Annotated in this window: 21 protein-coding genes; 16 read left to right on the top strand and 5 right to left on the bottom strand. The window is 50.7% G+C overall.

All coding sequences use genetic code 11. The features are described from left to right. Positions 1 to 1174: hypothetical protein (locus tag AACZ40_RS15550; protein WP_339674936.1), on the bottom strand; the 1174-nt coding region annotated here is incomplete at its 3' end. On the opposite strand from AACZ40_RS15550, the gene AACZ40_RS15555 reads away from it, so the two are divergent. The 6 genes from AACZ40_RS15555 to AACZ40_RS15580 all read left to right on the top strand — a co-directional run bounded on the left by AACZ40_RS15555 (position 1173) and on the right by AACZ40_RS15580 (position 8147). Further along, a complete protein-coding gene (locus AACZ40_RS15555) occupies positions 1173 to 1310 on the top strand; it encodes a hypothetical protein (protein WP_291173173.1) in 138 nt (45 codons plus the stop codon). The two genes, AACZ40_RS15550 and AACZ40_RS15555, sit on opposite strands and share 2 nt — an antisense overlap. A 318-nt stretch (positions 1311 to 1628) precedes the next feature. Next, positions 1629 to 2687, top strand: coding sequence for an ATP-grasp domain-containing protein (locus AACZ40_RS15560; protein ID WP_291173176.1), 1059 nt, complete (start codon positions 1629 to 1631; stop codon positions 2685 to 2687). Between the two features lie 14 nt (positions 2688 to 2701). Then, positions 2702 to 3745 (top strand): hydantoinase/oxoprolinase family protein, encoded by a 1044-nt coding sequence (locus AACZ40_RS15565; protein WP_291173179.1) that lies wholly within the window; start codon positions 2702 to 2704, stop codon positions 3743 to 3745. A gap of 287 nt (positions 3746 to 4032) precedes the next feature. After that, complete coding sequence (gene glmS, locus AACZ40_RS15570) at positions 4033 to 5895, top strand: glutamine--fructose-6-phosphate transaminase (isomerizing) (RefSeq protein ID WP_291173183.1); 1863 nt, start codon at positions 4033 to 4035, stop codon at positions 5893 to 5895. Between the two features lie 343 nt (positions 5896 to 6238). Next, entirely contained in the window at positions 6239 to 7168 is a 930-nt protein-coding gene (gene ispH / locus AACZ40_RS15575) for a 4-hydroxy-3-methylbut-2-enyl diphosphate reductase (RefSeq protein WP_291173186.1), read from the top strand. Positions 7169 to 7307: 139 nt separating this feature from the next. Further along, the gene (locus tag AACZ40_RS15580) at positions 7308 to 8147 is read left to right on the top strand and encodes a DUF3467 domain-containing protein (RefSeq protein ID WP_291173189.1); all 840 of its coding nucleotides are present in this window, start codon (positions 7308 to 7310) and stop codon (positions 8145 to 8147) included. A gap of 49 nt (positions 8148 to 8196) precedes the next feature. Here AACZ40_RS15580 and AACZ40_RS15585 read toward each other — a convergent pair whose 3' ends face one another. Then, complete coding sequence (locus AACZ40_RS15585) at positions 8197 to 9459, bottom strand: glycosyltransferase family 2 protein (RefSeq protein ID WP_291173192.1); 1263 nt, start codon at positions 9457 to 9459, stop codon at positions 8197 to 8199. A gap of 318 nt (positions 9460 to 9777) precedes the next feature. Between AACZ40_RS15585 and AACZ40_RS15590 the strand changes: the two genes are divergently transcribed. The 7 genes from AACZ40_RS15590 (at position 9778) to deoC (ending at position 16007) form a co-directional block, all read left to right on the top strand. Next, positions 9778 to 11085, top strand: a complete 1308-nt coding sequence (locus AACZ40_RS15590) for a CpaF family protein (RefSeq protein WP_291173195.1) — start codon at positions 9778 to 9780, stop codon at positions 11083 to 11085. A gap of 61 nt (positions 11086 to 11146) precedes the next feature. Then, complete coding sequence (locus tag AACZ40_RS15595; RefSeq protein ID WP_291173198.1) at positions 11147 to 12118, top strand: type II secretion system F family protein; 972 nt, start codon at positions 11147 to 11149, stop codon at positions 12116 to 12118. A gap of 92 nt (positions 12119 to 12210) precedes the next feature. Further along, a complete protein-coding gene (locus tag AACZ40_RS15600) occupies positions 12211 to 12915 on the top strand; it encodes a type II secretion system F family protein (protein ID WP_339674941.1) in 705 nt (234 codons plus the stop codon). Continuing rightward, positions 12831 to 13130, top strand: a complete 300-nt coding sequence (locus tag AACZ40_RS15605) for a type II secretion system F family protein (RefSeq protein WP_339674942.1) — start codon at positions 12831 to 12833, stop codon at positions 13128 to 13130. The genes AACZ40_RS15600 and AACZ40_RS15605 overlap by 85 nt, the downstream gene beginning before the upstream one ends. A 572-nt stretch (positions 13131 to 13702) precedes the next feature. Then, complete coding sequence (locus tag AACZ40_RS15610) at positions 13703 to 14095, top strand: hypothetical protein (protein ID WP_339674943.1); 393 nt, start codon at positions 13703 to 13705, stop codon at positions 14093 to 14095. Positions 14096 to 14379: 284 nt separating this feature from the next. Next, positions 14380 to 15303, top strand: a complete 924-nt coding sequence (locus AACZ40_RS15615) for a sugar phosphate isomerase/epimerase family protein (protein ID WP_291173206.1) — start codon at positions 14380 to 14382, stop codon at positions 15301 to 15303. 5 nt (positions 15304 to 15308) lie between these two features. Continuing rightward, positions 15309 to 16007, top strand: a complete 699-nt coding sequence (deoC, locus tag AACZ40_RS15620) for a deoxyribose-phosphate aldolase (RefSeq protein ID WP_291173209.1) — start codon at positions 15309 to 15311, stop codon at positions 16005 to 16007. A gap of 33 nt (positions 16008 to 16040) precedes the next feature. Here deoC and AACZ40_RS15625 read toward each other — a convergent pair whose 3' ends face one another. From AACZ40_RS15625 to AACZ40_RS15635, 3 genes are all read right to left on the bottom strand, one after another. Next, positions 16041 to 16211: a hypothetical protein gene (locus tag AACZ40_RS15625; RefSeq protein WP_291173212.1), complete on the bottom strand. Its 171-nt coding sequence runs from the start codon at positions 16209 to 16211 to the stop codon at positions 16041 to 16043. Positions 16212 to 16363: 152 nt separating this feature from the next. Then, positions 16364 to 17326, bottom strand: coding sequence for a DUF1559 domain-containing protein (locus AACZ40_RS15630; RefSeq protein WP_291173215.1), 963 nt, complete (start codon positions 17324 to 17326; stop codon positions 16364 to 16366). Positions 17327 to 17809: 483 nt separating this feature from the next. Continuing rightward, positions 17810 to 18754, bottom strand: coding sequence for a DUF1559 domain-containing protein (locus AACZ40_RS15635; protein ID WP_291173218.1), 945 nt, complete (start codon positions 18752 to 18754; stop codon positions 17810 to 17812). 693 nt (positions 18755 to 19447) lie between these two features. Here AACZ40_RS15635 and AACZ40_RS15640 point away from each other — a divergent pair. From AACZ40_RS15640 to AACZ40_RS15650, 3 genes are all read left to right on the top strand, one after another. After that, complete coding sequence (locus tag AACZ40_RS15640) at positions 19448 to 19672, top strand: ferrous iron transport protein A (protein WP_291173436.1); 225 nt, start codon at positions 19448 to 19450, stop codon at positions 19670 to 19672. 82 nt (positions 19673 to 19754) lie between these two features. Continuing rightward, entirely contained in the window at positions 19755 to 22058 is a 2304-nt protein-coding gene (gene feoB / locus AACZ40_RS15645; RefSeq protein WP_339674948.1) for a ferrous iron transport protein B, read from the top strand. A 55-nt stretch (positions 22059 to 22113) separates the two neighbouring features. After that, a complete protein-coding gene (locus AACZ40_RS15650; protein WP_291173223.1) occupies positions 22114 to 22308 on the top strand; it encodes a hypothetical protein in 195 nt (64 codons plus the stop codon). Positions 22309 to 22340: the final 32 nt, after the last annotated feature.

Raw genomic sequence — 22340 nt, forward strand, 5'->3', positions numbered from 1 at the left:
TGCTGATTTCATAAACCGTCTCTTCGCCGCGGGTGATGGGGTCTTTGGTATCGCGGACCTGCACATCCAGCACGCCCTGCGCGGGTGTGACTTTGAGACAGGCCGAGACCTGTTCGTTGGGTAAATCCGGGCTGGTGACATTCACGCGCATGCAGGCATGTTCGGCGGCGACTTCGCAGTCGAATTCGACCTGCAGTTGCACTCCCTGTCCGACACGAATCGTATCCAGAGACCATGTCAACTGATCCGTTTCCCGCGTGGAACCAATGGATGCTTCCCGCGGGATCAAAGCGGAATCGTAAGTGACAGCGACCTGGATGTTATTCAAATCGACGTCAGCAACATTGGAAAGTTTCACGATGTATTCCGCCCGACTGCCGATCGTTCGAGAAGAGGGGCCGAGTACTGACAGATCCAGCTGTTTCTTTTCATATTCAACACAGACCGATTTCCAGACCAGTTCATTCCCATCAGCGAGTGCCCGGAATCGGCAGCAGTGACTGCCCAGGACATCACTAAAGAGTGTCAGTGAGATTTCTTTGGATTCGCCAGGCTGCAGTGTGCCCAGCCGTTGTCCGATTTTCTTTTCGCGACGCCCCGGGAACATCAGGGCCGCGTCAAATTCGCATTCCAGCAGCACATTCCTGACGGAACGATCACTCGTATTCTTGATGATCAGATAAAATGTCGCCCCGCTTCCCAGCTGGCGTTTGGGGATCACATCAACGGTCATCTCCAGCGGTCCCGCGGTCGCAGGTGCCGTCATCCTCGGCCCTGTTGGCTGTTGGATGATCGTATCCGGCTGCGATCTGCTTTGCAGGTCCGGCGCATTCAGTTGGGGACGAGTCATGTCCTGATCGGGCAGGTTTCGCAGTTGAGGAGGCTGATTTTGATTCAGCGATTCCGGTACTGCAAACAGATCTTCCCGAGGCTGCGGTACGCCGGGCTGCCTTTGTGGGATGGTCTGGGGAGTGGTCCGGGGGATTGCGCCTGGATCCGTCTGGGGGTTGACACGCTGGGTTTCACGTGACTGGGGAGCCGCCTGGGGGACAGGACTGTTCAATGGCTGGTTCTGAGGGTCCAGTGTTGGCGGATCAGTCAGTTTCCAGGAAGAACGTTGACTGGGCGCAAGGGTAGAGCAGGCCGCTGTCGAGAGTGTCAACAGCAGCAGCATGGCTGATACGATTCCTGATGAGGGCCGTATTCTGCTACCCGGCATGGAAAAATCCTGTCGTAAAAAACAAAACGGTACACTGAAAGTTTATCACGAAAACTTGAGTGCAACAGGGAGAGAAATGATAGAAAAATAAAATAGTAACCGCGCGAATCTGTATTGAACCGGGACGTTAATAAGCGAATTCCGAGTCGGGTTGACACGATCAATTCGAACAGTCAGTCGGCCCGTCCATCTGACAGAATCAGTTCAGCCGGGCTGAAACCGGAGCCTTACAAAAAACAGATGAAAAACAGTGAGTTGAGCGGCCAGAACAATTAACAAAGCAGCGGGGAGTTTCTAGACTGAACCTGCTTTAATTATCGTAAGAATGAAATCAACTGTATCGATTCTTACACGGACATCCGGGTTCCATTGACCCTGTTTCGGTAATACATACATGTCTGGATCGGCTGTGAATATCTTTGTATCGGAATATCTCTGTAGTGGTGCCTGTGAATTGAGCGATACAGAAGCCGGCATATTCAGGGAAGGAACTGCGATGCTGGAAGCGGTCATTTCTGATCTGCTTGCACTCCCACACATGCGTGTGATCACGAGCCTGCAACAGAACGTTGAACTGAAACTTCCTCTCCTGGAGCAGGCGATCCGGGCGGAACGGTTACAGATATTTCGAGTTGATACTCCCGAACAGGAGCGCGAGATCTTCAAGACTGCCTGCCTGGCATCCGATTGTGTGTTGATCATCGCACCTGAGTTTGAGGAACTGCTCTCCCGGCGAACGCAGCAGGCTTTGGATTACGGCGCAGTTGTGTCCGGCCCTGATCTAACGACGATTCAGTTAACCGCCGACAAGTGGCGGTTATTTGAAATGATGCAGGAACACTCGCTGCCCACGATTCCGACCAGGTTACTTTCAGCAGAATTGCTTCGATCGGCGATCACGTTTCCCTGTCTGATCAAACATCGTTTTGGAGCAGGGGGGCTCGGTTTAGAAGCATTTGAAAATGAGAAACAATTACGAAATCGTTGGAATCTGCTGTCATCAGCAGAGGGGCAATATCTGTTCCAGCCGTTCCTGCAGGGAAAGCCGCTCTCTACTGTGGCGCTGATCAGGCCGGGAGAGCGGGACTATTTTCCGGTAGGGGAGCAGCAGATCAGCTGGGATCAGGGTTTTGCGTATCAGGGGGGCAGCATTCCGGCGGACATCGATCAAAGTATGTTACCATCCATTTATAACCTGTTGGATCGTGTGTGTGATTTACTGCCGGGACTTGCAGGGTACGTGGGCTTTGATATTCTCTTACCGGATGACTCTCCTCACGAACCTCTGCTGGTGGAAATCAACCCGCGACTGACGACCAGTTACACAGGCTATCGTCGACTGACGCAGGATAATCTGGCGGAGCGGATGATGAATCTGGAAACAGAGTTTCCCCGCATAACATGGCAGGAAGGCGTCACGGTCCGCTTTCAACCTGATGGGACAGTCTCACTAAATCCACAACTTTAATCGAGAAATCCAACATGTATGTTATAGGCCTGGATATAGGTGGTGCGAACCTCAAGTCGGCAGACAGTGATGGCGCTGCGAGATCAATCGCGTTTGAACTCTGGAAAACTCCCGAATTATTACAGACAGCTTTACAGGAATTACTGACATCCTATCAGCGTCCCGATCTGATCGCGGTGACGATGACCGGGGAACTGGCAGACTGTTTTCAGACGAAGGCGGACGGAGTCGATCATATTCTGACAGCCGTCGAACAGGCGGTTCCCGGGGTGCCGGTGCTGGTCTGGCAGACCGGAGCAGAATTTCTGCCTCCCGATATCGCACGGGAGTTTCCTTTATTGGCGGCGGCTGCCAACTGGCATGCCCTGGCAACCTGGCTGGGCCGGATGATTCCTGATCAGCATGGTCTGTTGATTGATATCGGTTCGACGACAACCGATCTGATACCACTGCAGCAAGGCTTACCGGTTACCGAAGGGGTGACGGACGTCGAACGCCTGCTTTCGGGAGAACTGGTTTATACCGGCGGACGTCGCACGCCACTGGCGATGCTGGAAAATCGCGTGCCGTTGCGCGGGCAGAGCTGTCCCCTGGCAGCCGAATATTTTGCGACCACAGCAGATCTGTATGTTCTTCTTGAGGAACTGCCAGAAAGCCCGGAGGACATCGACACTGCAGACGGGAGACCAGCGACGCGCGCGAATGCGTTTGCCCGAATTGCCCGTTCTGTCTGTTGTGATATCACAGAATTGAGTGAAGAGGAAGCAATTGAGATTGCCGTCTGGCTGGCGGCGCGACAGCAGGCACAGATCACCGAGGCATTGGATCAGGTTTTGAGCCGAATGGATCATGTTCCCGAGACAGTTCTGATCAGCGGCAGTTCAGTCTTTCTCGCGAAAAAAATAGTACAATCCCATCCGCTGCTCGCTCAGGCAAAGGTCACGAATGTTGCCGAGATATTTGATCGATCCATTTCCGATTCTGCCTGTGCATTCGCCGTCGCACGGCTGGCAGCCGAACGGGTTCGGTTTTCCACGGAAGTCGAGCAACCTGATTGAGGAGCCTGTCTGTAAGTGCCTGCATTACCACATTTTAATGATTTTATACTGACTCTGTGATCAAATGATCCATGCGGAATCGTGGTTGACTCAGATTCAATTCTTATGGTATGTTCCCGCACCTAAAAACTGATTCTCAGCAAGTAATCTCAGGACGCAAACGCTGCCCCCCGTCAATTCGAAATTCCGGTAACCTGAACAAGGATGACAGGTTACCAGCATGTCGCGGGAGCGCACCGGATCCTCAATCAATATAATTTCCCTCATCCAGCGATGGAGCGCGAAACATGTGTGGAATAGTTGGATATATCGGCCATCGCCAGGCCGGACCGATTCTGATCAAAGGTCTGCAGAAACTGGAATATCGTGGCTATGACAGCGCCGGGGTGGCGGTCCACGATGGGTCTGCCATCCAGATCCGCAAGAAAAAAGGGCGCGTCCTCGAGATGGCGTCCCTCTATAAGTCAAATCCGGTTTCTGGTACTGCAGGGATCGGTCACACCCGCTGGGCGACGCATGGGGAAACCAACGATCAGAATTCGCATCCCCATGTGGGGGGAAATGACGATGTTGTCATTGTCCATAACGGGGTGATCGAAAATTATACTTCACTGCGTAAGCAGTTGCAGGGACTGGGGTACGTGTTTCGGACGACGACTGACACCGAGTCTGTCGCGCATCTGTTATCGCATCATCTGGAAGAACAGATCAAGTTTGGTTCTGATCCAGAAGAACTGGCCACTTATTTAAAGGCAGTGGAAATCACCCTGACCAAACTCAAGGGGACCTATGGCCTGGTCGTGATGTTCCGGGATCTGCCGGACGTGATGATCGCTGCGCGACTGGGAAGTCCGCTGGTGATTGGTGTCGGCAAAGGCGAACATTTTATCGCCAGTGACGCCACCCCCCTGGCTGGATATACCGACGAAGTCATCTACCTCTCCGATCACGAAATGGCGGTGATCACGCGAGATGAGATCGAAATCTTTCACCGCGATGAAGGTCAGCAGAAACTGTCGATTCAGACCCTGGACCAGGTGAGTGTCGATGCCGAACTGGGTGATTATGAACATTACATGCTGAAGGAAATTTTCGAGCAGCCCCAGTCCCTGGAAAACGCCATGCGCGGCCGTCTGGATGAAGATGAGGCGACTGCCAAATTTGGCGGCTTGAATCTCTCTGCGCAACAGCTGCGAAAAATTGATCGCGTCGTGCTGACGGCCTGTGGAACCAGCTGGCATTCCGGCCTCGTCGGTGAATATCTGCTGGAAGAGTTTGCCCGGATTCCCACCGAGGTGGAATATGCGAGCGAATTACGCTATCGCAATCCTCCCATTTCCAACAGTACGATGATTTTTGCGATTACCCAAAGTGGTGAAACGGCAGACACGCTGGCAGCGATGCGCGAATGCAAACGCAAAGGTCACCCGACACTGGCGATCTGCAACGTGGTGGGATCGACAATCGCCCGGGAAGCGGATGGCGGAATCTATCTGCACGCCGGCCAGGAAGTGGGAGTCGCATCGACCAAAGCATTCACATCACAGGTGATGGTTCTGATCCAACTGGCTCTGTTCCTGGGGCGGATGCGACATCTCTCGTATCCCGCCGGCCGCAGAATTATCGATGCCATGCATAAGATTCCCGATCAGGTGCGCAAATGTCTGGAATGCAATGAGCAGGTGAAAGACATTGCAATGAAGTACTGTAACTTCAATAACTTTTTGTACCTGGGGCGACTGTATAATTTCCCCGGTGCGCTGGAAGGGGCATTGAAGCTCAAGGAGATCAGTTATATCCATGCGGAAGGCTATCCGGCTGCGGAAATGAAGCATGGTCCGATTGCGCTCGTGGATGAAGCGACTCCCAGTGTGTTTATTGTACCTCGCGGACAGATTTATCCCAAGGTCATGAGTAACCTGGAAGAGGTCAAAGCACGCAAAGGCCCCGTTATTGCCATTGCCTGCGAAGGGGATGACAAGATTGCCGATATCGCCGACGATGTCATTTATGTTCCCGATGTCGATGATTTTCTGCAGCCCCTTGTCACAGCAATTCCGTTGCAACTGCTTTCCTACCATATTGCAGTCCTGCGTGGATGTAATGTCGACCGACCACGTAATCTGGCAAAAAGTGTGACGGTCGAATAAGCCCGCCTTTCGGATCGTCATCTGCTGAACAGATCCGCCAGGGTGAGTCGCTGCGCGCTGCCGTCGTTCAGCTGCTGGTGAACCCTTCGTTTTTTGCCTGAAATCAGCCAAAAACAGGGTTTCCTTTGTTGAAAGTGCGAAAAATCGACTTCCCGTATCTGGTTTCGCTTCATGATCAGCATAGAATAGTAACTGAGGCAGTCAGAAAGGATTGCCTCAGCGAATTTTGACGCTTCCCTTCATTTCAGACGGGACATTCTGCCTGTCATTGGAAGAGAGAGCGGATACGAGCCTTCTCTACAGAAATAAGAAATCGCATTTCTGTGATACTGGAACAAAATCAATGAAAGTAATTCTGGCGAATCCGCGTGGCTTTTGTGCGGGCGTAAATATGGCAATCGAATGTCTGGAAGAAGTCATTCGTATCTTTGGCAGCAATGTCTATGTCTATCATGAGATCGTGCATAATAAATATGTCGTGAACCGGTTTACCGAACAGGGCGTGACCTTCGTCAATACGGTGAGTGAAGTTCCCGAAAATTCCATCCTGGTCTTCAGTGCCCACGGCGTCTCTCCCGTGATTCGTAATGAAGCCAGAGAACGAAATATCCGTACGATTGATGCGACTTGTCCGCTGGTCACCAAGGTGCATACCGAAGCCATCAAATATGCCGATGCAGGGTACCATATTATTTTGATTGGCCACGAAGGGCACGACGAAGTTATTGGAACCATGGGAGAAGCTCCCGAGAGTATTACCCTGATCGAGACACCGGAAGAAGTTGCCGCTCTGGAGTTTCCCGAAGGTGCGCGGCTGGCGTATCTGACACAGACAACCTTAAGTGTGGAAGAAGCGAGCCGTGTCATTCGCAGTCTCAAGGAAAAATATCCTGAAATCGAAAGTCCGCCAAAGGAAGATATCTGTTATGCCACCACAAACCGTCAGGAGGCCGTCTCGGAACTGGTGTCTCGCGTAGATCTGGTACTCGTCCTGGGAAGTCAGAACAGTTCCAACAGCAAACGTTTGATGGAAATCGGTAAAACGGCGGGCAAGCCAGCCTATCTGGTCGACGGGGTGGAAGAAGTACAACCCGAGTGGTTGCAGCAGGCAGAAACCGTCCTGATCACGGCAGGCGCCAGTGCGCCCGAAGTCGTCGTGGAAGAACTGATTCAATTCCTGGAAACGAATTACCAGGCGGAAATTGAAAATGCGATTGTCCGCAAGGAATCGGTTCGATTCCCCCTTCCCCGCGAGTTAAGGGCCATTCAATAGTCAAATCAGCCGGGCTGAAAAACTCAAATACTCTGTCTGGTTTGCCGTGTGTTGTCTGAGACCCTACTATGGTTTATTGTAAATGATGCTGATTGAGTCGCCAGACCGTAGAGAATCCTGAAAGAATGAAGCCGTAGCCATGAGTGATAATCCAACACCCGCAGGAAACAACGAAGATTCTCCCGAATTCAACCCGGAGCGTCATACGCAGGAAATCAGGCATTCCCAGGTGAGTGCCCGGGTGCCGGAAGGGGTCTCGCGTGGTGTTTTCAGTACCGGAGCCGTTGTGCTCCAGGGGGGACATGAATTTATTCTCGATTTTCTGTTACGGATTTCCACGCCGCAACAGGTGGTCGCACGGGTTGTGCTTCCGATCGGCGTTGTGCCCCAGATGATTCGTGCGCTCCGCGATAATTTAACCAATTACGAAAATCGATTCGGAACTCCCATCATCCCCACACCGTTGCCTCCCGCGGTGACCGGTTCTTCGGAATCCATTAATGTGGGAGCGGGGATTGATACCCCTGAATCAGAGCAATCTGCTTCTTCGGTGGCGGATTCGGTATCCGGTGCCGCTGCGGGCGGGGCAGGAGTGGTCGGAGAGACCAGAACTCCGGAACCAGGAAATGAGGAGACTTCGAAAACATCGGAAGCATCCGAAACTAAATCCAGCCCCGTAGAATCAGCCCAGAAACCACCTTCGGCAGAAGAGCTGTATGACGAATTGAAGCTGCCTGATGAAATGCTCTGCGGTGCCTATGCGAATGCCGTTCGGATCGGTCATTCGGCGACGGAATTTTCGTTCGATTTCATCACCACGTTTTTCCCCCGGTCCTGTGTCTCTGCCCGCGTCCATCTGGCAGCACCCAACATCCCCCGCCTGCTGGATTCACTGACGCATTCCTTTGAGCAGTTTCAAAGAAAAGTCGCTCAACAGCAGAAACGTCAGCCTCCCCAGCAGGGCGACTTACCTGGGTAACAGGACTACAGGGCTGGGTTAACGAATCACTGGTCCGGACAGTTACTTTTTAATCGATGTGCCCGAGTTCTTTCTCGGTCGTTGCGGCTTCCACTTCTGGTTCGTGTCTGGAGAAAACCAGGTAGCGGCAGAGCAGAAAATTGAAGCCCATGCCAACCAGAATTCCAATAAATGCTGCCAGCAGAATCCGCTGCTCAAAGAACGGAAAAGACTGGCTGAGGACCATCGTCGTCAACCAGTTACAGACGGCTCCTGTCAGGCAACTGCCACAATAGCTCAGATACTGTTTCAGAACTGGCTGATGCTTCGCATAAGAGAAGGTGATGTTCCGGTTGAGCAGGAAGTTGGTGCTCATGGAGGTCCAGATCGCCAGCGCCACGGCGAGCGGGGAAATAATCCAGTGCGAGAGCAGGGCCAGCATCTGCAGATTCACGAAGACACCCGTCAGTCCGATCAGTGCAAATTGGGTGAAATAGGCATAGTTCTGATATTTAAAATCGAAAAGGCGTTTGAGATGTTTCAGGAAGCGCAGCTGTTCTTTCAATGAAAACTTGCTGGTTCCTGTCACGCGATCCGTAAAATCGACTGGAATTTCGACCACGTTTTGACAGCGGCATTTGACGATGAGTTCCAGCCCGATTTTATATCCGATGGGATTCAGGATTTCGCGAACCTGCTGGAAACTCTGCCGCCTGATGGCAAAAAATCCGGCCAGCGGGTCACGGGCACTGGTGAAAGGCCGGGATAACCAGGTCGCTACCCGGGATTTCCATTTTCTAGTCCAGCCCCCGTTTTTTGCCGTTGAGCCTCCCTCGATATAGCGGCTGCCGATTACGAAGTCAGTCGGTCGCTGGTGGAGGGCGGAAACCAGTTCCGGGATCTTTTCAGGAGGATGCGAAAGGTCTGCATCCATCACCAGCAGCAACTCCCCCGTTGCGGCATCCATTCCTGTCAGCACGGCGGAAGCGCGTCCCCGTTCATGCTTCCGGGTGATCAGACGCAGAGGGTAGCTTGCAGAGAGAGCCTCACACACCGGGATGGTTTCATCCGGGCTGTTGTCATCGACCACAATGATTTCCGCATCCAGACTGGCAGCAGTGAGCGCCTGGTTCACACGCGGGATGAGTACCTTCAGATTTTCCGCTTCGCAATAAGCTGGAATAATTATTGATAATTGCAGCAATGTTTTACTTTTCAGGATGGTAGCGGTAATGCGGACAGGAGTCTTATCCGCCGTGTAATGGAAGCGCGACAGGTCGGGGGCAGGGTGAATCTGATTTTCTGCTGTCAGGCACCCGAAAATCCAGCTCACAGGGAAAAAAAGCAGATGAATTCGACAACGTCATTCTCTCTCAGGATCGTGATAAGATCAACCGGCCTGATCCTCAGAGAACTGAGAGAAGTCATCATCGTCAGAATCGTTATACACCGCAGCCTTTGGCTGATGCGGAGACGCTGCTTTTTTGCAACATTTTATTCTAAAGACGACTTGCTGCCATTTTATGAACTAAATTTAAACTGAAAAACCTCTCACATTCCCTGAATAGCGGATGTGGTTACGAATGTCGATGTCGGACAGAACATTCCGGTTTGGAAATAAAAGACACAACCTCAAGGAGTTATGAATAACATGGCAGCTACTGGCTTTTCTCACGCCGATCCCAATATGGCATTTGATGATCTGAAACGGCTGATTCATGGCAAGCTGGTTGAAAAACTGGATTTGTCACGTGTGGGTGACCTGGAAGGTGATTCCCTGCGCCGCGAAATTCGACTGGTCATCGAGCATTTATGCGATACAGAAAATCCACTGTTGAACCGTTCCGAACGGGAGCGGTTGATCGAAGAGATTCTGGACGAAACCTTCGGGTTCGGACCTCTCGAACTGCTGCTCAAAGATCAGGATATTGCAGATATCATGATCAACGGTCCCAAGCATGTATTCGTGGAAAAGAATGGCCGGATCGAACGCTCCAATGTTGTCTTCCGCGATAATCAGCATTTGCTGCAGATCCTCGACCGGATCGTATCCAAAGTGGGACGACGCGTGGATGAAACGTCTCCGCTGGTCGATGCCCGCCTGCCTGATGGCTCGCGTTTGAACGCCGTCATCCCTCCCCTGGCTCTGGATGGCCCCTCATTGACGATTCGTAAATTCGGATCGAATCCGCTGGGACTGGAAGACCTGTTGCGTTTTGGTGCGTTTACTCCGGAAGTGGCCATGCTGCTGGAAGGGGCGATTAAAGCACGCATCAACACCATCATCAGTGGTGGTACCGGTTCCGGTAAAACCACGTTATTAAATACATTATCGGGTTTTATTCAAAGTGATCACCGTGTGATTACGATTGAAGATGCGGCGGAACTTCAATTGCAACAGGAACATATTTTACGTCTGGAAACACGGCCTCCCAATATTGAAGGCCGCGGAGCGATCACGGCGACTGACCTGGTGAAAAACGCCTTACGTATGCGACCGGACCGGATTATCATCGGGGAATGTCGTGGCGGCGAATCGCTGGACATGTTACAGGCGATGAATACCGGTCACGAAGGTTCATTAACGACAATCCACGCCAACTCTCCCCGCGATGCGGTTTCCCGTCTGGAAACCATGATCACGATGGGCGGCGTGGAACTGCCTCTCAAAGCGTTGCGGCAACAGTTCGCTTCTGCCGTGGATCTGATTATCCAGGTGAACCGACTGCAGGGGGGGCCACGTAAGGTCACCCATGTGACAGAGGTTCTGAATATGGAACAGGATACCGTGATCATGCAGGATATTTTCCTGTTCGTTCAGGATGGCATTGATGCTGACGGAAGAGCCTACGGCCATTTTGAAGCGACCGGTGTACGACCGGCATTTATGGATCGACTGGAGGCAGCGGGAATTCGACTGCCCGGGAATCTGTTTGCCAATCGTGTTTTGCAGGGCTGAGTTCAAAACTGTTTTAAAAAAGATACATATACGACTTTTCAATCGATAAGGGTAATCCGAGATGGATCAGACACTCATCATCTCCATCGCTGCATTTCTGGGAATGATGGCTTTTGCAGGGGCCGTCATCTTCGTCATCAAGGATTTTTCGTCCAGCAAGGCGGAAGATCGTCTGGCCGTGATTACCGGTAAAAAGAAATCGACGGAAGAGTCGGCCTCATTACTCAAAGAAGAATTTGTAAAGGGAGGCTTGAACAGCCTGTCTTCTCAGGCGGCTCATTTCTTTGAGAAGTTTGGAAATATCAAGCTGCTGCTTGAGCAGGCGGAAGCGCCATTCAAAGCAGATACCTTTCTGTTAATGACTGCTGTAGCCGGTTCGATTGGTTTTGCTGCCGCCTGGTTTACGAATGCCCCTGCTCCCTTCTGCCCTGTCGCGGCTCTGGGAGTCGGGGTACTTCCATTTATGTGGCTGTTATTCAAGCGTAATCGACGATTCAAAAAATTTGGTCAACAGCTGCCTGATGCACTGGAACTGGTGGGGCGTGCCTTGCGCTCCGGTCACAGTCTTTCTTCAGGATTAAGTGTTGTCGTTCAGGAAATGCCGGCGCCGATTTCCACCGAATTTGCCTTGGCGTATGAAGAACAGAACCTGGGTGTTCCCATTGATGCGGCACTGAAAAGCATGCTCAAGCGGATGCCCAACCTCGATTTGAAGTTTTTCGTGACTGCCGTGGTCATTCAGAGACAGGCCGGGGGAGACCTGGCTGAGATTCTGGACAAAATCGGTTATATCATCAGGCAACGCTTCAAGATTATGGGGCAGGTTCAGGCGTTGACCGGGGAAGGTCGTATCAGTGGAGTTGTGCTGATGGCATTGCCGATCGCGTTGTTCTTTGCTGTTTACTATCTCAACCCCGATTACGTGATGCTCCTGTTTACAGATGAACTGGGGCGAAAAATGATTGCCGGTGGAATCGTATTACAGGTACTGGGCGCTTTGTGGATTAAGAAGATTGTGAATATCAAGATCTGATCCACAGAAAATAATTCGAGTGCTGCCGGGTAAATTGATTTCTGACATAACGTGACTGCTGATTTCATTCGTTGACTGCTGGAGAATTAAAGATGGACTTTGTTCAATTTTTACCGTGGGCTATTTTCGGAATGGTGATGGTGGGTGTGATAGCCCTGATCAATAAACTGAACTCCGATCATTCCCGTGCGAACTCGCGACTGGATGAATTACGAAATCCCCATTTGCGAAATAATCCCGATGACGCGAATTCGGCCAGTTCTCTGTTTGAAAAAGCGGCTCCTGCGCTGTCGAAGGCATTGACTCCCAAGTCGGAACTGGAAGAAAATCAGCTAAAAGTGCGGCTGGCGAATGCCGGTTATAACTCGGAAGCAGCGCCTTCTCTCTTTCTCTCATTAAAGGTCGCGTTAGGCCTATTGGGAGTGCTACTGGGATCGGGCTATGGCTTTTATAACTTTGGTATGACTCAAAACGGCTGGACTTCGCTGGTGATTGCCGGGGGGCTGGGCTTTTATCTACCTGAAATTGCCCTGCGACTGCTGGTCAAGGGACGCATAGAACGTATCTTTTTGTCTCTGCCTGATGCTCTCGACCTGCTGGTGGTGTGTGTGGAAGCCGGTTTGGGGCTGGATGCTGCCATGCGACGTGTTTCCGAGGAACTGGAAGAGACCGCGCCCGATGTGTGCAGTGAATTTGCCTTGTGCAGTTGCAGATGGGGCGACCACGACGTGAAGTTCTTCACGACCTGGGCATCCGCAGCGGCGTGGATGACATGCGGGCACTGGCAGCGATTCTGATTCAGGCCGATAAGTTTGGGTCGTCCATTGCCCAGGCGCTCCGCGTGCAGTCTGACAGTATGCGCATCAAACGCAGCCAGCTGGCAGAAGAACAGGCCGCCATGACTGCCGTGAAGATGATCTTCCCACTCGTGCTGTTCATTTTTCCCGGGATCTTTGTCGTGCTGGTAGGACCCGCTGCCATCATGATGATTAACGGTCTGTTAACCAGCTGAGTTCAATCTCAGCTGCTGTTTCGCAAAAACAACAAAAGTGTAAACACCTTTGAACACTCTGTTAATCAAAGGTGTTTCATTTTTTTACAGACAGAAATCTCTGTCAGGGTGACTGCTTATTTACCGAAGAAAATCCTGAATACCAGTGTGTTATTCTGCTTTCCCGCTGTGTAATTTCCCATCCTTTGGGCTGGCAGTCCCTGGTCCTTCACACAATTACTGATCCCGCCAGTGTTTGGCACTTATTTTGCGGAAGTCATACCTGAATCGGATGTTCGAGAGTGAAAGTGTACGCATGAAATGCAAAATGCATACTCTTGAATATTCGTTTGATTGCCGTCTTGCAGGATGAATTGCGGGCTAACTATTACGCAGCCTCGGGCAAGGCTCTCCAATCGATAAGATCAATTGCATTGAAAACGGAAGCAGGATCAGGTGTGAAAGCACACGATTATGCCTGCTGCGTTTCACTTACAATTGGGTATCTGTGGATCACGTAAATGACACAACTTCCTGACCAGCTACTAGATTGAATATTACTGATGCCTGCCCCACCTTCCTGGCTGAAAACAATGGCGAATCAAGTGGCATCGCTGATGTATGATGTCGATATCCTTGCGCCGATTGGCTGTCATTTTTTCCATAACAGCAGCCGCAACGAGTGGGAGGTGACAATATTCGCATCCAACACCGAGATTGTCGGCGGTGAATGGGATGGGGTACTTGCGCCTTCCAAGTTCTGCTTCAATATCCTCAACCTGGGAGAGATCTTTGAGGAAGTGGAATCTATATTCTGGCAGGCCTTACCCGTCGATTACGATGACCAGCTGGGCTGCCATATTTCCATTGAAGGGAAGTATGAAGGCGAACGCGTCTGGGTGCGTGTTCTCGCGGAAGCCCCTGAAGAATTCGAAGCAGGTCGCCGTATGCAGGCCTACGAATTTAACCTGAAAGAGATCTGGTAAGCCTGACCAGGCACGCAAAATTCGATTTCCCGGGGTAACTCTGATTCACTCCTGCAGACTCGCCTGGTATCGAGGGCGCAGAACATTGAACCATAACATCTCTCACTCTATTATTCCCGGTCCCCATGGTCCTGAAGACGCTACTGTAAAACGGGACACAATCAAGCCTGCCCCGTTTCTGTTTCCCGTTGTAGACCTGTTCTCCTGAGTTGCTTATGATAGGAGGCTGGAACCAGAAAGTTTCCAGTCTGTCTGATACCAAAAGCAGCAGGGAGAATCAAAGCATGCAACTGGGGTTCGTAACGGCAATTTTACCAGATTATGATCTGCGGGGAGTTTTCCAGGCGGCAGCAGAGATCGGCTATGACTGTGTTGAAGTCATGTGCTGGCCTGAAGGAAACGATTCGCGGCGCTATGCGGGAATTACTCACATTTCTGCCGAGCAGTTTACCGATGCGGATGTCGCTACGATTTCTCAGCTCTCGGATGAATTTGGCATCGAGATCAGTGCCCTGGGGTACTATCCGAATCCACTCTGTCCCGATGTGGAAGAGGCTGGAAAATATGTGGAACATATTCAGAAAGTCATCGCCGCTTCTGCAAAACTGGGTATCAATCGCATGAATACCTTTATCGGCCGGGACTGGAAAAAATCGGTTGATGAAAACTGGCCTCGTTTTCTGCAGACCTGGCCTGAGCTGATTCAGTATGCAGAACAGCAACAGGTGCGGATTGGTATCGAAAACTGTCCGATGTCGTTTACCCGGGATGAATGGCCGGGCGGTAAAAATCTGGCCTGCACGCCTGCAATCTGGCGGCGGATGTATGCAGATATACCGAGTGAATATTTTGGCCTGAATTATGACCCTTCCCATCTGGTCTGGATGCAGATGGATTATATTGCGCCCCTGCGTGATTTCGCCGATCGGATATTCCATGTGCATGCCAAAGATGTGCGTGTCGATCAGCATCGGCTGGACCAGGTGGGCATTCTGGCCTGCCCCCTCGAATATCATACACCCAAGCTGCCCGGTCTGGGACAGGTTGACTGGGGCAGTTTTTTTTCACAATTAAATGAGAATGGTTATCAGGGACCGGTATGCGTGGAAGTCGAGGATCGTGCCTACGAAGGTTCCACAGAGTCCTGCCTGGCTGCACTGAGACAGTGTCATACTTACCTGAGAAATTATATTCCCGATCGAGAGTAATCCTCATGGAAGATCAGTTCAAAAAAATTTCAAAGATGATCGATCACTCCCTGCTGAGCCCCATCCTGACGGTTCCGGAACTGGAAGCGGGCTGTCAACTGGCGTTGGCATATGATGTGGCCAGCGTGTGTATCATGCCGTTTTATCTGAAACGTTGTGCCGAGATCCTGGAACACTCCACAGTCCATCCCAGCACAACAATCGGGTTTCCGCATGGAGGCCATACGCTGGTGATGAAACAGCGCGAGGCAGAACAGGCGATTCTGGATGGCTGTGAAGAACTGGATATGGTCGTGAATCTTTCGCGGGTACTCAGTGGTGACTGGAAGTATGTGGAGAACGAAATCGCGGCGATTACCCGAATCGCGCACCAGTCAGGTCAGAAAATCAAAGTGATTTTCGAGAACTGTTATCTGACCGAATATCAGAAAATCAGGCTGTGTCGCATTTGTGCCAGCCTGCGCGTGGACTGGGTCAAAACTTCAACCGGCTATGGCACGGGAGGTGCCACATTGGATGACTTGAAGTTGATGCGGGCGCACAGTCCGGAACGGGTCCAGATCAAGGCAGCAGGCGGCATCCGTACGCTGGATCAGCTTCTGGAAGTACGTGATCTGGGCGTGAGCCGTATTGGCGCCAGTGCCACACGCGTCATCCTGGATACCTGTCGCGAGCGGTTAAAGCTGCCTGCGATTTGTTTCTGAGAAGTCGATTGAGGCTGTCTTATCTTGCCTGTATTACTGCTGCTGATTTAATTTTTTCATGTCTGCGGCTTCCTGTTCCGGGGTCGTCTCACTCAGAATATCTTCATCATTTCCCGCTGGCGCTGGCGGCTCTTCACTGCCACAACCGAAGTGGAAGGGAGTCAGGCAGAACATTAACAGGATCGAAAATAAGTATCGGTTCATAGCGCGTTTTATTACCTCGGATAACAGGGGCTGCGATCTCCTCTGATGAGTGATCTCAATCGCAGCCGGGACTACAGTAATTGAATGACGGTAAGCAATCCTCCCCACTTGAAACGTAACGAGGATTGCTGCATGTTACAAGTAAGACAGGCTTACCATTCTCCCAGAACATTGCCATCAGCGGGGTGCCCCAGATTTCTCCAGATGGTATTGTCAATATTATCGGAGGCAAATCTTACGGACCCATCGGCAATGAGGGCATGAACTCCTCCAGTGTGCTGGCTGCGGGCCGCCAGCAGGGCAGCCGTAGTACTTGAGCCGGCACCACAGTCGGGCATGTCTTTATTATTCGGGTTATAAACCGTCCCGAAATAATGAGACTCGTAATGCGTTCCATAGAACCAGGAATAACCCTGCTGATTACTACCCGTGTAAGGTGCTTTCGTTTGACAACTGGCAGGACACATGCCAACGTCTAGAGAAGAGGCGAAATTAGGATCTTGCAGCGATTGATCGTCACAGAAGGGAGCCTTGGCAAATGTTTCCGAGACCATCAGTGTATTTGAAGTGCCATCTTCCACATCACGAATACTCATTCGGCTGATGACACTAAACATGGATTCCGTTTCATCTCTTCCTGAATGCCAGTCAGTTCCGCGGCAAGCCAGGTAGTTAGTGGGAGCATAATTGCTGTTAGTAGGACGCGAAGAATCGCTGGGGCAGCGGACTGCCGTTAATATCGTTCGTCTGACTTCGACATTGTCGCCACCATTACCGGGAGCCCTCTCAAAGTTAATCATATTATACAGCGGTGCCTGATCGAGGAAGGGGAGAATGCGGCCAATCCAGGTGACCTGACTGGTAGACCAGGTATCAAGGCCACTATAAAAATCCCGAACATCACCGGGAGGAAACATCTTGAAGTTATCATGATAGTTGTGCAGCGCGAGTCCAATCTGCTTGAGATTGTTTTTGCACTGTGAGCGACGGGCCGCTTCACGCGCCTGTTGAACAGCCGGTAATAATAATGCAATGAGGATCGCGATGATGGCAATCACGACCAGCAGTTCAATGAGCGTGAAACCACGCTTTTCTGTGAGTATTACTTTTTTCATTACTGGGACTCCTGAATAAATATAAAAACGATCGTCTACAATGAAATGATTACGATGAAGCGCAAGCGGACACCGCAGTAAAGTCAGATGTCGATGAATAAAAATGTATTGCTGTATTCAATGAATATAAAACAGGGCTTCAGGTCGTGCGAATGCACTGGATAATGAGAGGTGTTGAAGCCGTAAAAATAATTTCTTAATAGATTCATCAATGAACTAGCGAACTAAATAGTAATTTTTATGATAACGGGTCTGGACGACTTTTCCAGAAGAATCTGCAGAAACAAACTGAAAAACAGAAGTATTTATCTAATTCTCATTTTGTACAATTGAGAAATCATATGCAGATGAGAATGAAGCTTTCACGAGTAATCGAATCAGCAACGCACAGCTGTAGGGAAATCCCAAAAAAAACGCCGCCTGATCGATTGATCAGGCGGCGTTGATTTATTTCAGAGTTACCAATTGTGTGAGAGTAGTTGCTTACCACTCACCTAGAACATTGCCATCTCGAGGGTTACCCAGATTTCTCCAGATTGTATTGTCAATGTTATCGGAAGCAAATCTTACGGCACCATCGGCAACAAGAACATGAACTCCCCCTGTGTGCTTACTGCGCGCCGCCAGCAGGGCAGCCGTTGTACTCGAGCCGGCACCGCAGTCAGGCATGTCTTTATTATTCGGGTTATAAACCGTCCCGTAATAGTGAGATTCGTAATGCGTTCCGTAGAACCAGGAATAACCCTGCTGAGCACTACCCGAATAAGGAGTTTTTGTCACACAACTGGCAGGGCATGCACCTATCCCAGACGTTGTAGTAGGTTGATCATCACAGAAAGGAGCTGTGGCAAAAGTTTCCGAAACCATCATCGTGTTTGAAGTACCGTCTTCAACATCACGGATTGCGACTCGGCTGTTAACGCTGAACATGGAATCGGTTCTGTCATTCCCCGAGCTTGCTTCTGTACCACGACAAGCCAGATAGCTGGTCTGAGCGTAACTGGAATGAGGGGGACGTGAAGAGTCGCTGGGGCAGCGGACTGCCGTTAAGATCGTTTCTCTGACTTCGACATTGTCGCCACCATTACCGGGAGCTCTTTCAAAGTTAATCATATTATACAGCGGTGCCTGATCGAGGAAGGGGAGAATGCGCCCAATCCAGGTGATCTGGCTGGTGGACCAGTCATCAAGTGCGGAATAGGTATCACGGACATCACCAGGAGGGAACGTCTTGAAGTTATCATGATAGTTGTGCAAAGCGAGTCCAATCTGCTTGAGATTGTTTTTGCACTGTGAGCGACGGGCCGCTTCACGCGCCTGTTGAACAGCCGGTAGTAATAACGCAATGAGGATTGCGATGATGGCAATCACGACCAGCAGTTCGATGAGCGTGAAACCACGCTTTTTAGTGAGCAACACTTTTTTCATTACTTGAACTCCCAAAAATATAGAAAATCAAACGGATTAATTTTTATTGGGTACGATATGCGAATGCATTGCCTGGAAGTTTAGATTCTGGGGCAGCAATCATTTTTTAATTGAGATAAGAGATTTAAGAAAATGAATTGAGGCTTCAGGATGTGTTAAACACGTGAATGAAATAAACGCGAAGCCACTCTCCGGTCAGTATCATGTGAAATTCACATGAATACACCAGCATTTTAGATCTCTTTACTATAGAGGAATCAGACGGTGAAATCCAGTATGATCTCTAAAAAACAATTGGTGGAAATCTTTGTAAGCGCTAGTTTTACGTGGATTACGGTATGAACTATAATAAGGTATCTTAAAAAATACTGATACGGTTCTGCCCCCAGATCTCTGTTGAGGTAATTTAAAACGTTCCAATCTCAATCGTATCAGGTGCTTTGGAGTCGGCGACAACGTGAAAGTGTGGCCACATTCAAATTTGCTGCATGAATTTCACCAGAGCAAAAGCCTTTGTTGAAGGAACTTTTTGATTCATCAGCGTAAAGAGTTACATCCATTTCGGTCTCGGAGAAATGTAACGGGGTAGTTGAAACTGAGTCTCAATTTCCTTATATTAGAGTACTCTCTGCGGAGAGTCCACGAGATGATTTCCTTCCTCCGACTTCTTTTGTGTTGAGTTTCTTAACCGTGATGACATTAAATCAGCTTATTAAAGGTCAAATTGCCCGGATCATCGAGATCAAAGGCGAAGATGCGATCTCCATTCGCCTGATGGAAATGGGGTTGATTGACGGAGAGCAGATTCAGTTGCTGGGAAAAGCGCCGCTGGGTGACCCGCTGGAATTTGCAGTGCGCGGTTATCGCTTATCACTGCGTTTAAATGAAGCCAAATGCGTTGAAGTCGAGATTATATAACACACGATAACCACTCCCCTCTAATGGAGAGGGGCCTGCCTGTCCTTTCCGAATGAAAGCTGCGCTTTCAGATTTAGATTCCATGACCAACTCTTCTACCGTATCCAGCCAGCAAGCCGTGCATCAACAGAAAATGACGATTGCCATTATCGGAAATCCGAATACGGGCAAAAGCACGCTCTTCAACCAGCTTTCAGGAGGCCATGCTCATATCGGGAATTTTCCCGGGGTGACTGTCGAAAAGAAAGTGGGGAGTGTGACGTGGGACGGGCGGAAGCTTGACCTGGTTGATCTGCCGGGAACTTACAGCCTGGCACCACGTTCGATCGACGAGATGCTGGCAGTCGATGTGCTGCTGGGGAGACAGAAAGGGGTTCCCCGGCCCGATGCGATTATCTGTATTGCCGATGCATCCAACCTGGAGCGGAACCTGTATCTGTTCAGCCAGATTCTCGATCTATCTACACCTGTCGTGCTGGTCTTGAATATGTGCGACCTGGCGCGATCTCGAGGCATCGAGATTGACGCCGCCGAGTTGTCACAACGACTTGGTCAGCCGGTGGTCTGTACCGAGGCCCATCATGGGAAAGGGATCAAGGAGCTCAAGGCAGCGATTCTGAATATCGATCCAGGCAGTCGACATGAAGTTCAGCAGTTATTCCCCGAGTCGTTTTATGCAGAACGTTCCCAGTTAAGGGAGAAACTGAAGTCCCAGCAGGATGAGAGTCCCCCTGATTTCCTGATCGACCGGCTGTTACTGGATGTCGGCGGATACGTTGAGTCGTATTTCGAGCATCATACCCACAATGGACTGATCGAACATCTGCATGCAGCGCGTACACGTCTGAAAGAATCAGGTTGTGCGGTTCCTGCAACGGAAGCCCGTGTTCGATATGGCTGGTCGAGGGAATTATTGAAGGGCGTACTCCACCAGCCGGAAGTTCAGCAGGAGACCGCTTCGGATAAAATAGATCGCTGGCTGACACATCCAGCGTTTGGTTTTCTTTTCTTTATCGTGCTGATGTTTTTCGTATTTCAGTCCGTCTTTACCTGGGCTGGTCCCATCATGGATCAGATCGAAGCCGCCCAGACAGCGGTGGGGGGAATCGTGGAGTCGTTCATTGCTCCCGGTCCGCTGCGCAGCCTGCTGGTAGACGGAGTCATTGCGGGGGTGGGGGGCGTGCTCATCTTTCTGCCCCAGATTGTGATTTTGTACTTTTTTATCGCCGTGCTGGAAGACAGTGGGTATATGGCACGAGCGGCTTACATTATGGATCGCTTAATGCGGAGCCTGGGTCTGAGCGGGAAATCGTTTATCCCTCTGATGTCTTCCTATGCCTGTGCCGTCCCCGGCATTATGGCTACCCGCGTTATTGAGAATCGGCACGAACGTCTGACCACAATTCTGGTGGCACCGCTGATGAGCTGTTCGGCCCGCTGGCCCGTTTATACGCTGTTTATTGCGGCTTTCATTCCCAACGTGGTTTATTTCTCCTTGGGGGATCTTTCTTTAATCTCGCTGCAGGGAATCGTGCTGTTTGCGATGTCTTCGATCGGCGCAGTGATTGCAGTTCCCGTCGCCTGGTTTCTGAAACGCGTCTGCTTTAAAGGAGATGTGGCCCCCTTTGTGATGGAACTTCCCGGGTATAAGTGGCCTTCGTCACGGAATGTGATCTATCGCGTGTACAGTCGGGGAAAATCATTCGTAGTGAAAGCGGGAACGCTGATTTTTGCGACATCCATCCTGATCTGGGCTGCCGGCTATTTTCCCGGCAACCACAGCGAACAGTTCGCACTTCAGCAACAGATCGAAACGGTGGATGCAACGGTAGAAAAAGTGGAAGGGCAACTGGAAGTCGCGAAAGGGGAGACGTCGGAACAGGTGGAAAGCCTGGAAGTGCAATTGAAAAATCTGGAGTCAACGCAATCATTGTTGTACGAGCGACAGAATCTGGTCAGCAGTCAGCTGATTGAAAACAGTTATCTCGGGAAAGCTGGCCATCTGATTGAACCGGTCGTGAAACCTCTGGGCTGGGACTGGAAAATCGGTGTCGGCGTGATTGCTTCATTTCCAGCCCGCGAAGTCATTATCTCGACCCTGGGAACGATTTACAGCCTGGGAGGAGATGTGGGAGAAGATGATGAGGGGCTGATTGGATCCATTCGAGTAGCGACCTGGCCTGATGGTCGGAAAGTATTTAACGTTCCCGTGGCGATTTCGATCATGGTCTTTTTCGCCTTATGTGCCCAATGTGCGGCGACCCTGATGGTGATGCGTCGGGAAACGAACAGCTGGGTCTGGCCTGTCGTTTCATTTACTTACATGACGACGTTGGCCTATCTGGGAGCCCTGCTTTCTTACCAGGTAGGGATGATGTTGATCTGAGCCCGAAGTATTTTATAATGGAACTGATTCGGAGGCAAAAGAAAGGGGACAGGTGATGGATCAGATAGACTGGCAAATGGTGATCACAGTGCTCTGCATTGCTGCCGCGGTTCTGTTCCTGGTACGACGCTGTATCCGTTTCTTCAATCAGCGTTCGGGATGTGCGGGCAGTGCCTGCTCGGGATGTCCTTCTTCCACAGGGCAACCTGCGAATTTCATCTCCCTGGATCAGCTGAAAAAGACGAAATAGCTTTCGCTTTACCAGGCAGGCTGCCTTTCCCG

Source organism: uncultured Gimesia sp. (assembly GCF_963972345.1).
GTDB lineage: Bacteria > Planctomycetota > Planctomycetia > Planctomycetales > Planctomycetaceae > Gimesia.

What these genes read in the sequence shown, in the direction of transcription:
- glmS (WP_291173183.1), top strand. Translation starts at nt 4,033, where the DNA reads ATGTGTGGAATAGTTGGATATATCGGCCATCGCCAGGCCGGACCGATT.
- AACZ40_RS15595 (WP_291173198.1), top strand. Translation starts at nt 11,147, where the DNA reads ATGGATCAGACACTCATCATCTCCATCGCTGCATTTCTGGGAATGATG.
- AACZ40_RS15605 (WP_339674942.1), top strand. Translation starts at nt 12,831, where the DNA reads ATGGGGCGACCACGACGTGAAGTTCTTCACGACCTGGGCATCCGCAGC.
- AACZ40_RS15600 (WP_339674941.1), top strand. Translation starts at nt 12,211, where the DNA reads ATGGACTTTGTTCAATTTTTACCGTGGGCTATTTTCGGAATGGTGATG.
- deoC (WP_291173209.1), top strand. Translation starts at nt 15,309, where the DNA reads ATGGAAGATCAGTTCAAAAAAATTTCAAAGATGATCGATCACTCCCTG.
- AACZ40_RS15590 (WP_291173195.1), top strand. Translation starts at nt 9,778, where the DNA reads ATGGCAGCTACTGGCTTTTCTCACGCCGATCCCAATATGGCATTTGAT.
- AACZ40_RS15630 (WP_291173215.1), bottom strand. Translation starts at nt 17,326, where the DNA reads ATGAAAAAAGTAATACTCACAGAAAAGCGTGGTTTCACGCTCATTGAA.
- AACZ40_RS15615 (WP_291173206.1), top strand. Translation starts at nt 14,380, where the DNA reads ATGCAACTGGGGTTCGTAACGGCAATTTTACCAGATTATGATCTGCGG.
- AACZ40_RS15610 (WP_339674943.1), top strand. Translation starts at nt 13,703, where the DNA reads ATGGCGAATCAAGTGGCATCGCTGATGTATGATGTCGATATCCTTGCG.
- AACZ40_RS15555 (WP_291173173.1), top strand. Translation starts at nt 1,173, where the DNA reads ATGGCTGATACGATTCCTGATGAGGGCCGTATTCTGCTACCCGGCATG.
- AACZ40_RS15635 (WP_291173218.1), bottom strand. Translation starts at nt 18,754, where the DNA reads ATGAAAAAAGTGTTGCTCACTAAAAAGCGTGGTTTCACGCTCATCGAA.
- AACZ40_RS15565 (WP_291173179.1), top strand. Translation starts at nt 2,702, where the DNA reads ATGTATGTTATAGGCCTGGATATAGGTGGTGCGAACCTCAAGTCGGCA.
- AACZ40_RS15580 (WP_291173189.1), top strand. Translation starts at nt 7,308, where the DNA reads ATGAGTGATAATCCAACACCCGCAGGAAACAACGAAGATTCTCCCGAA.
- AACZ40_RS15650 (WP_291173223.1), top strand. Translation starts at nt 22,114, where the DNA reads ATGGATCAGATAGACTGGCAAATGGTGATCACAGTGCTCTGCATTGCT.
- feoB (WP_339674948.1), top strand. Translation starts at nt 19,755, where the DNA reads ATGACCAACTCTTCTACCGTATCCAGCCAGCAAGCCGTGCATCAACAG.
- AACZ40_RS15625 (WP_291173212.1), bottom strand. Translation starts at nt 16,211, where the DNA reads ATGAACCGATACTTATTTTCGATCCTGTTAATGTTCTGCCTGACTCCC.
- AACZ40_RS15640 (WP_291173436.1), top strand. Translation starts at nt 19,448, where the DNA reads ATGACATTAAATCAGCTTATTAAAGGTCAAATTGCCCGGATCATCGAG.
- ispH (WP_291173186.1), top strand. Translation starts at nt 6,239, where the DNA reads ATGAAAGTAATTCTGGCGAATCCGCGTGGCTTTTGTGCGGGCGTAAAT.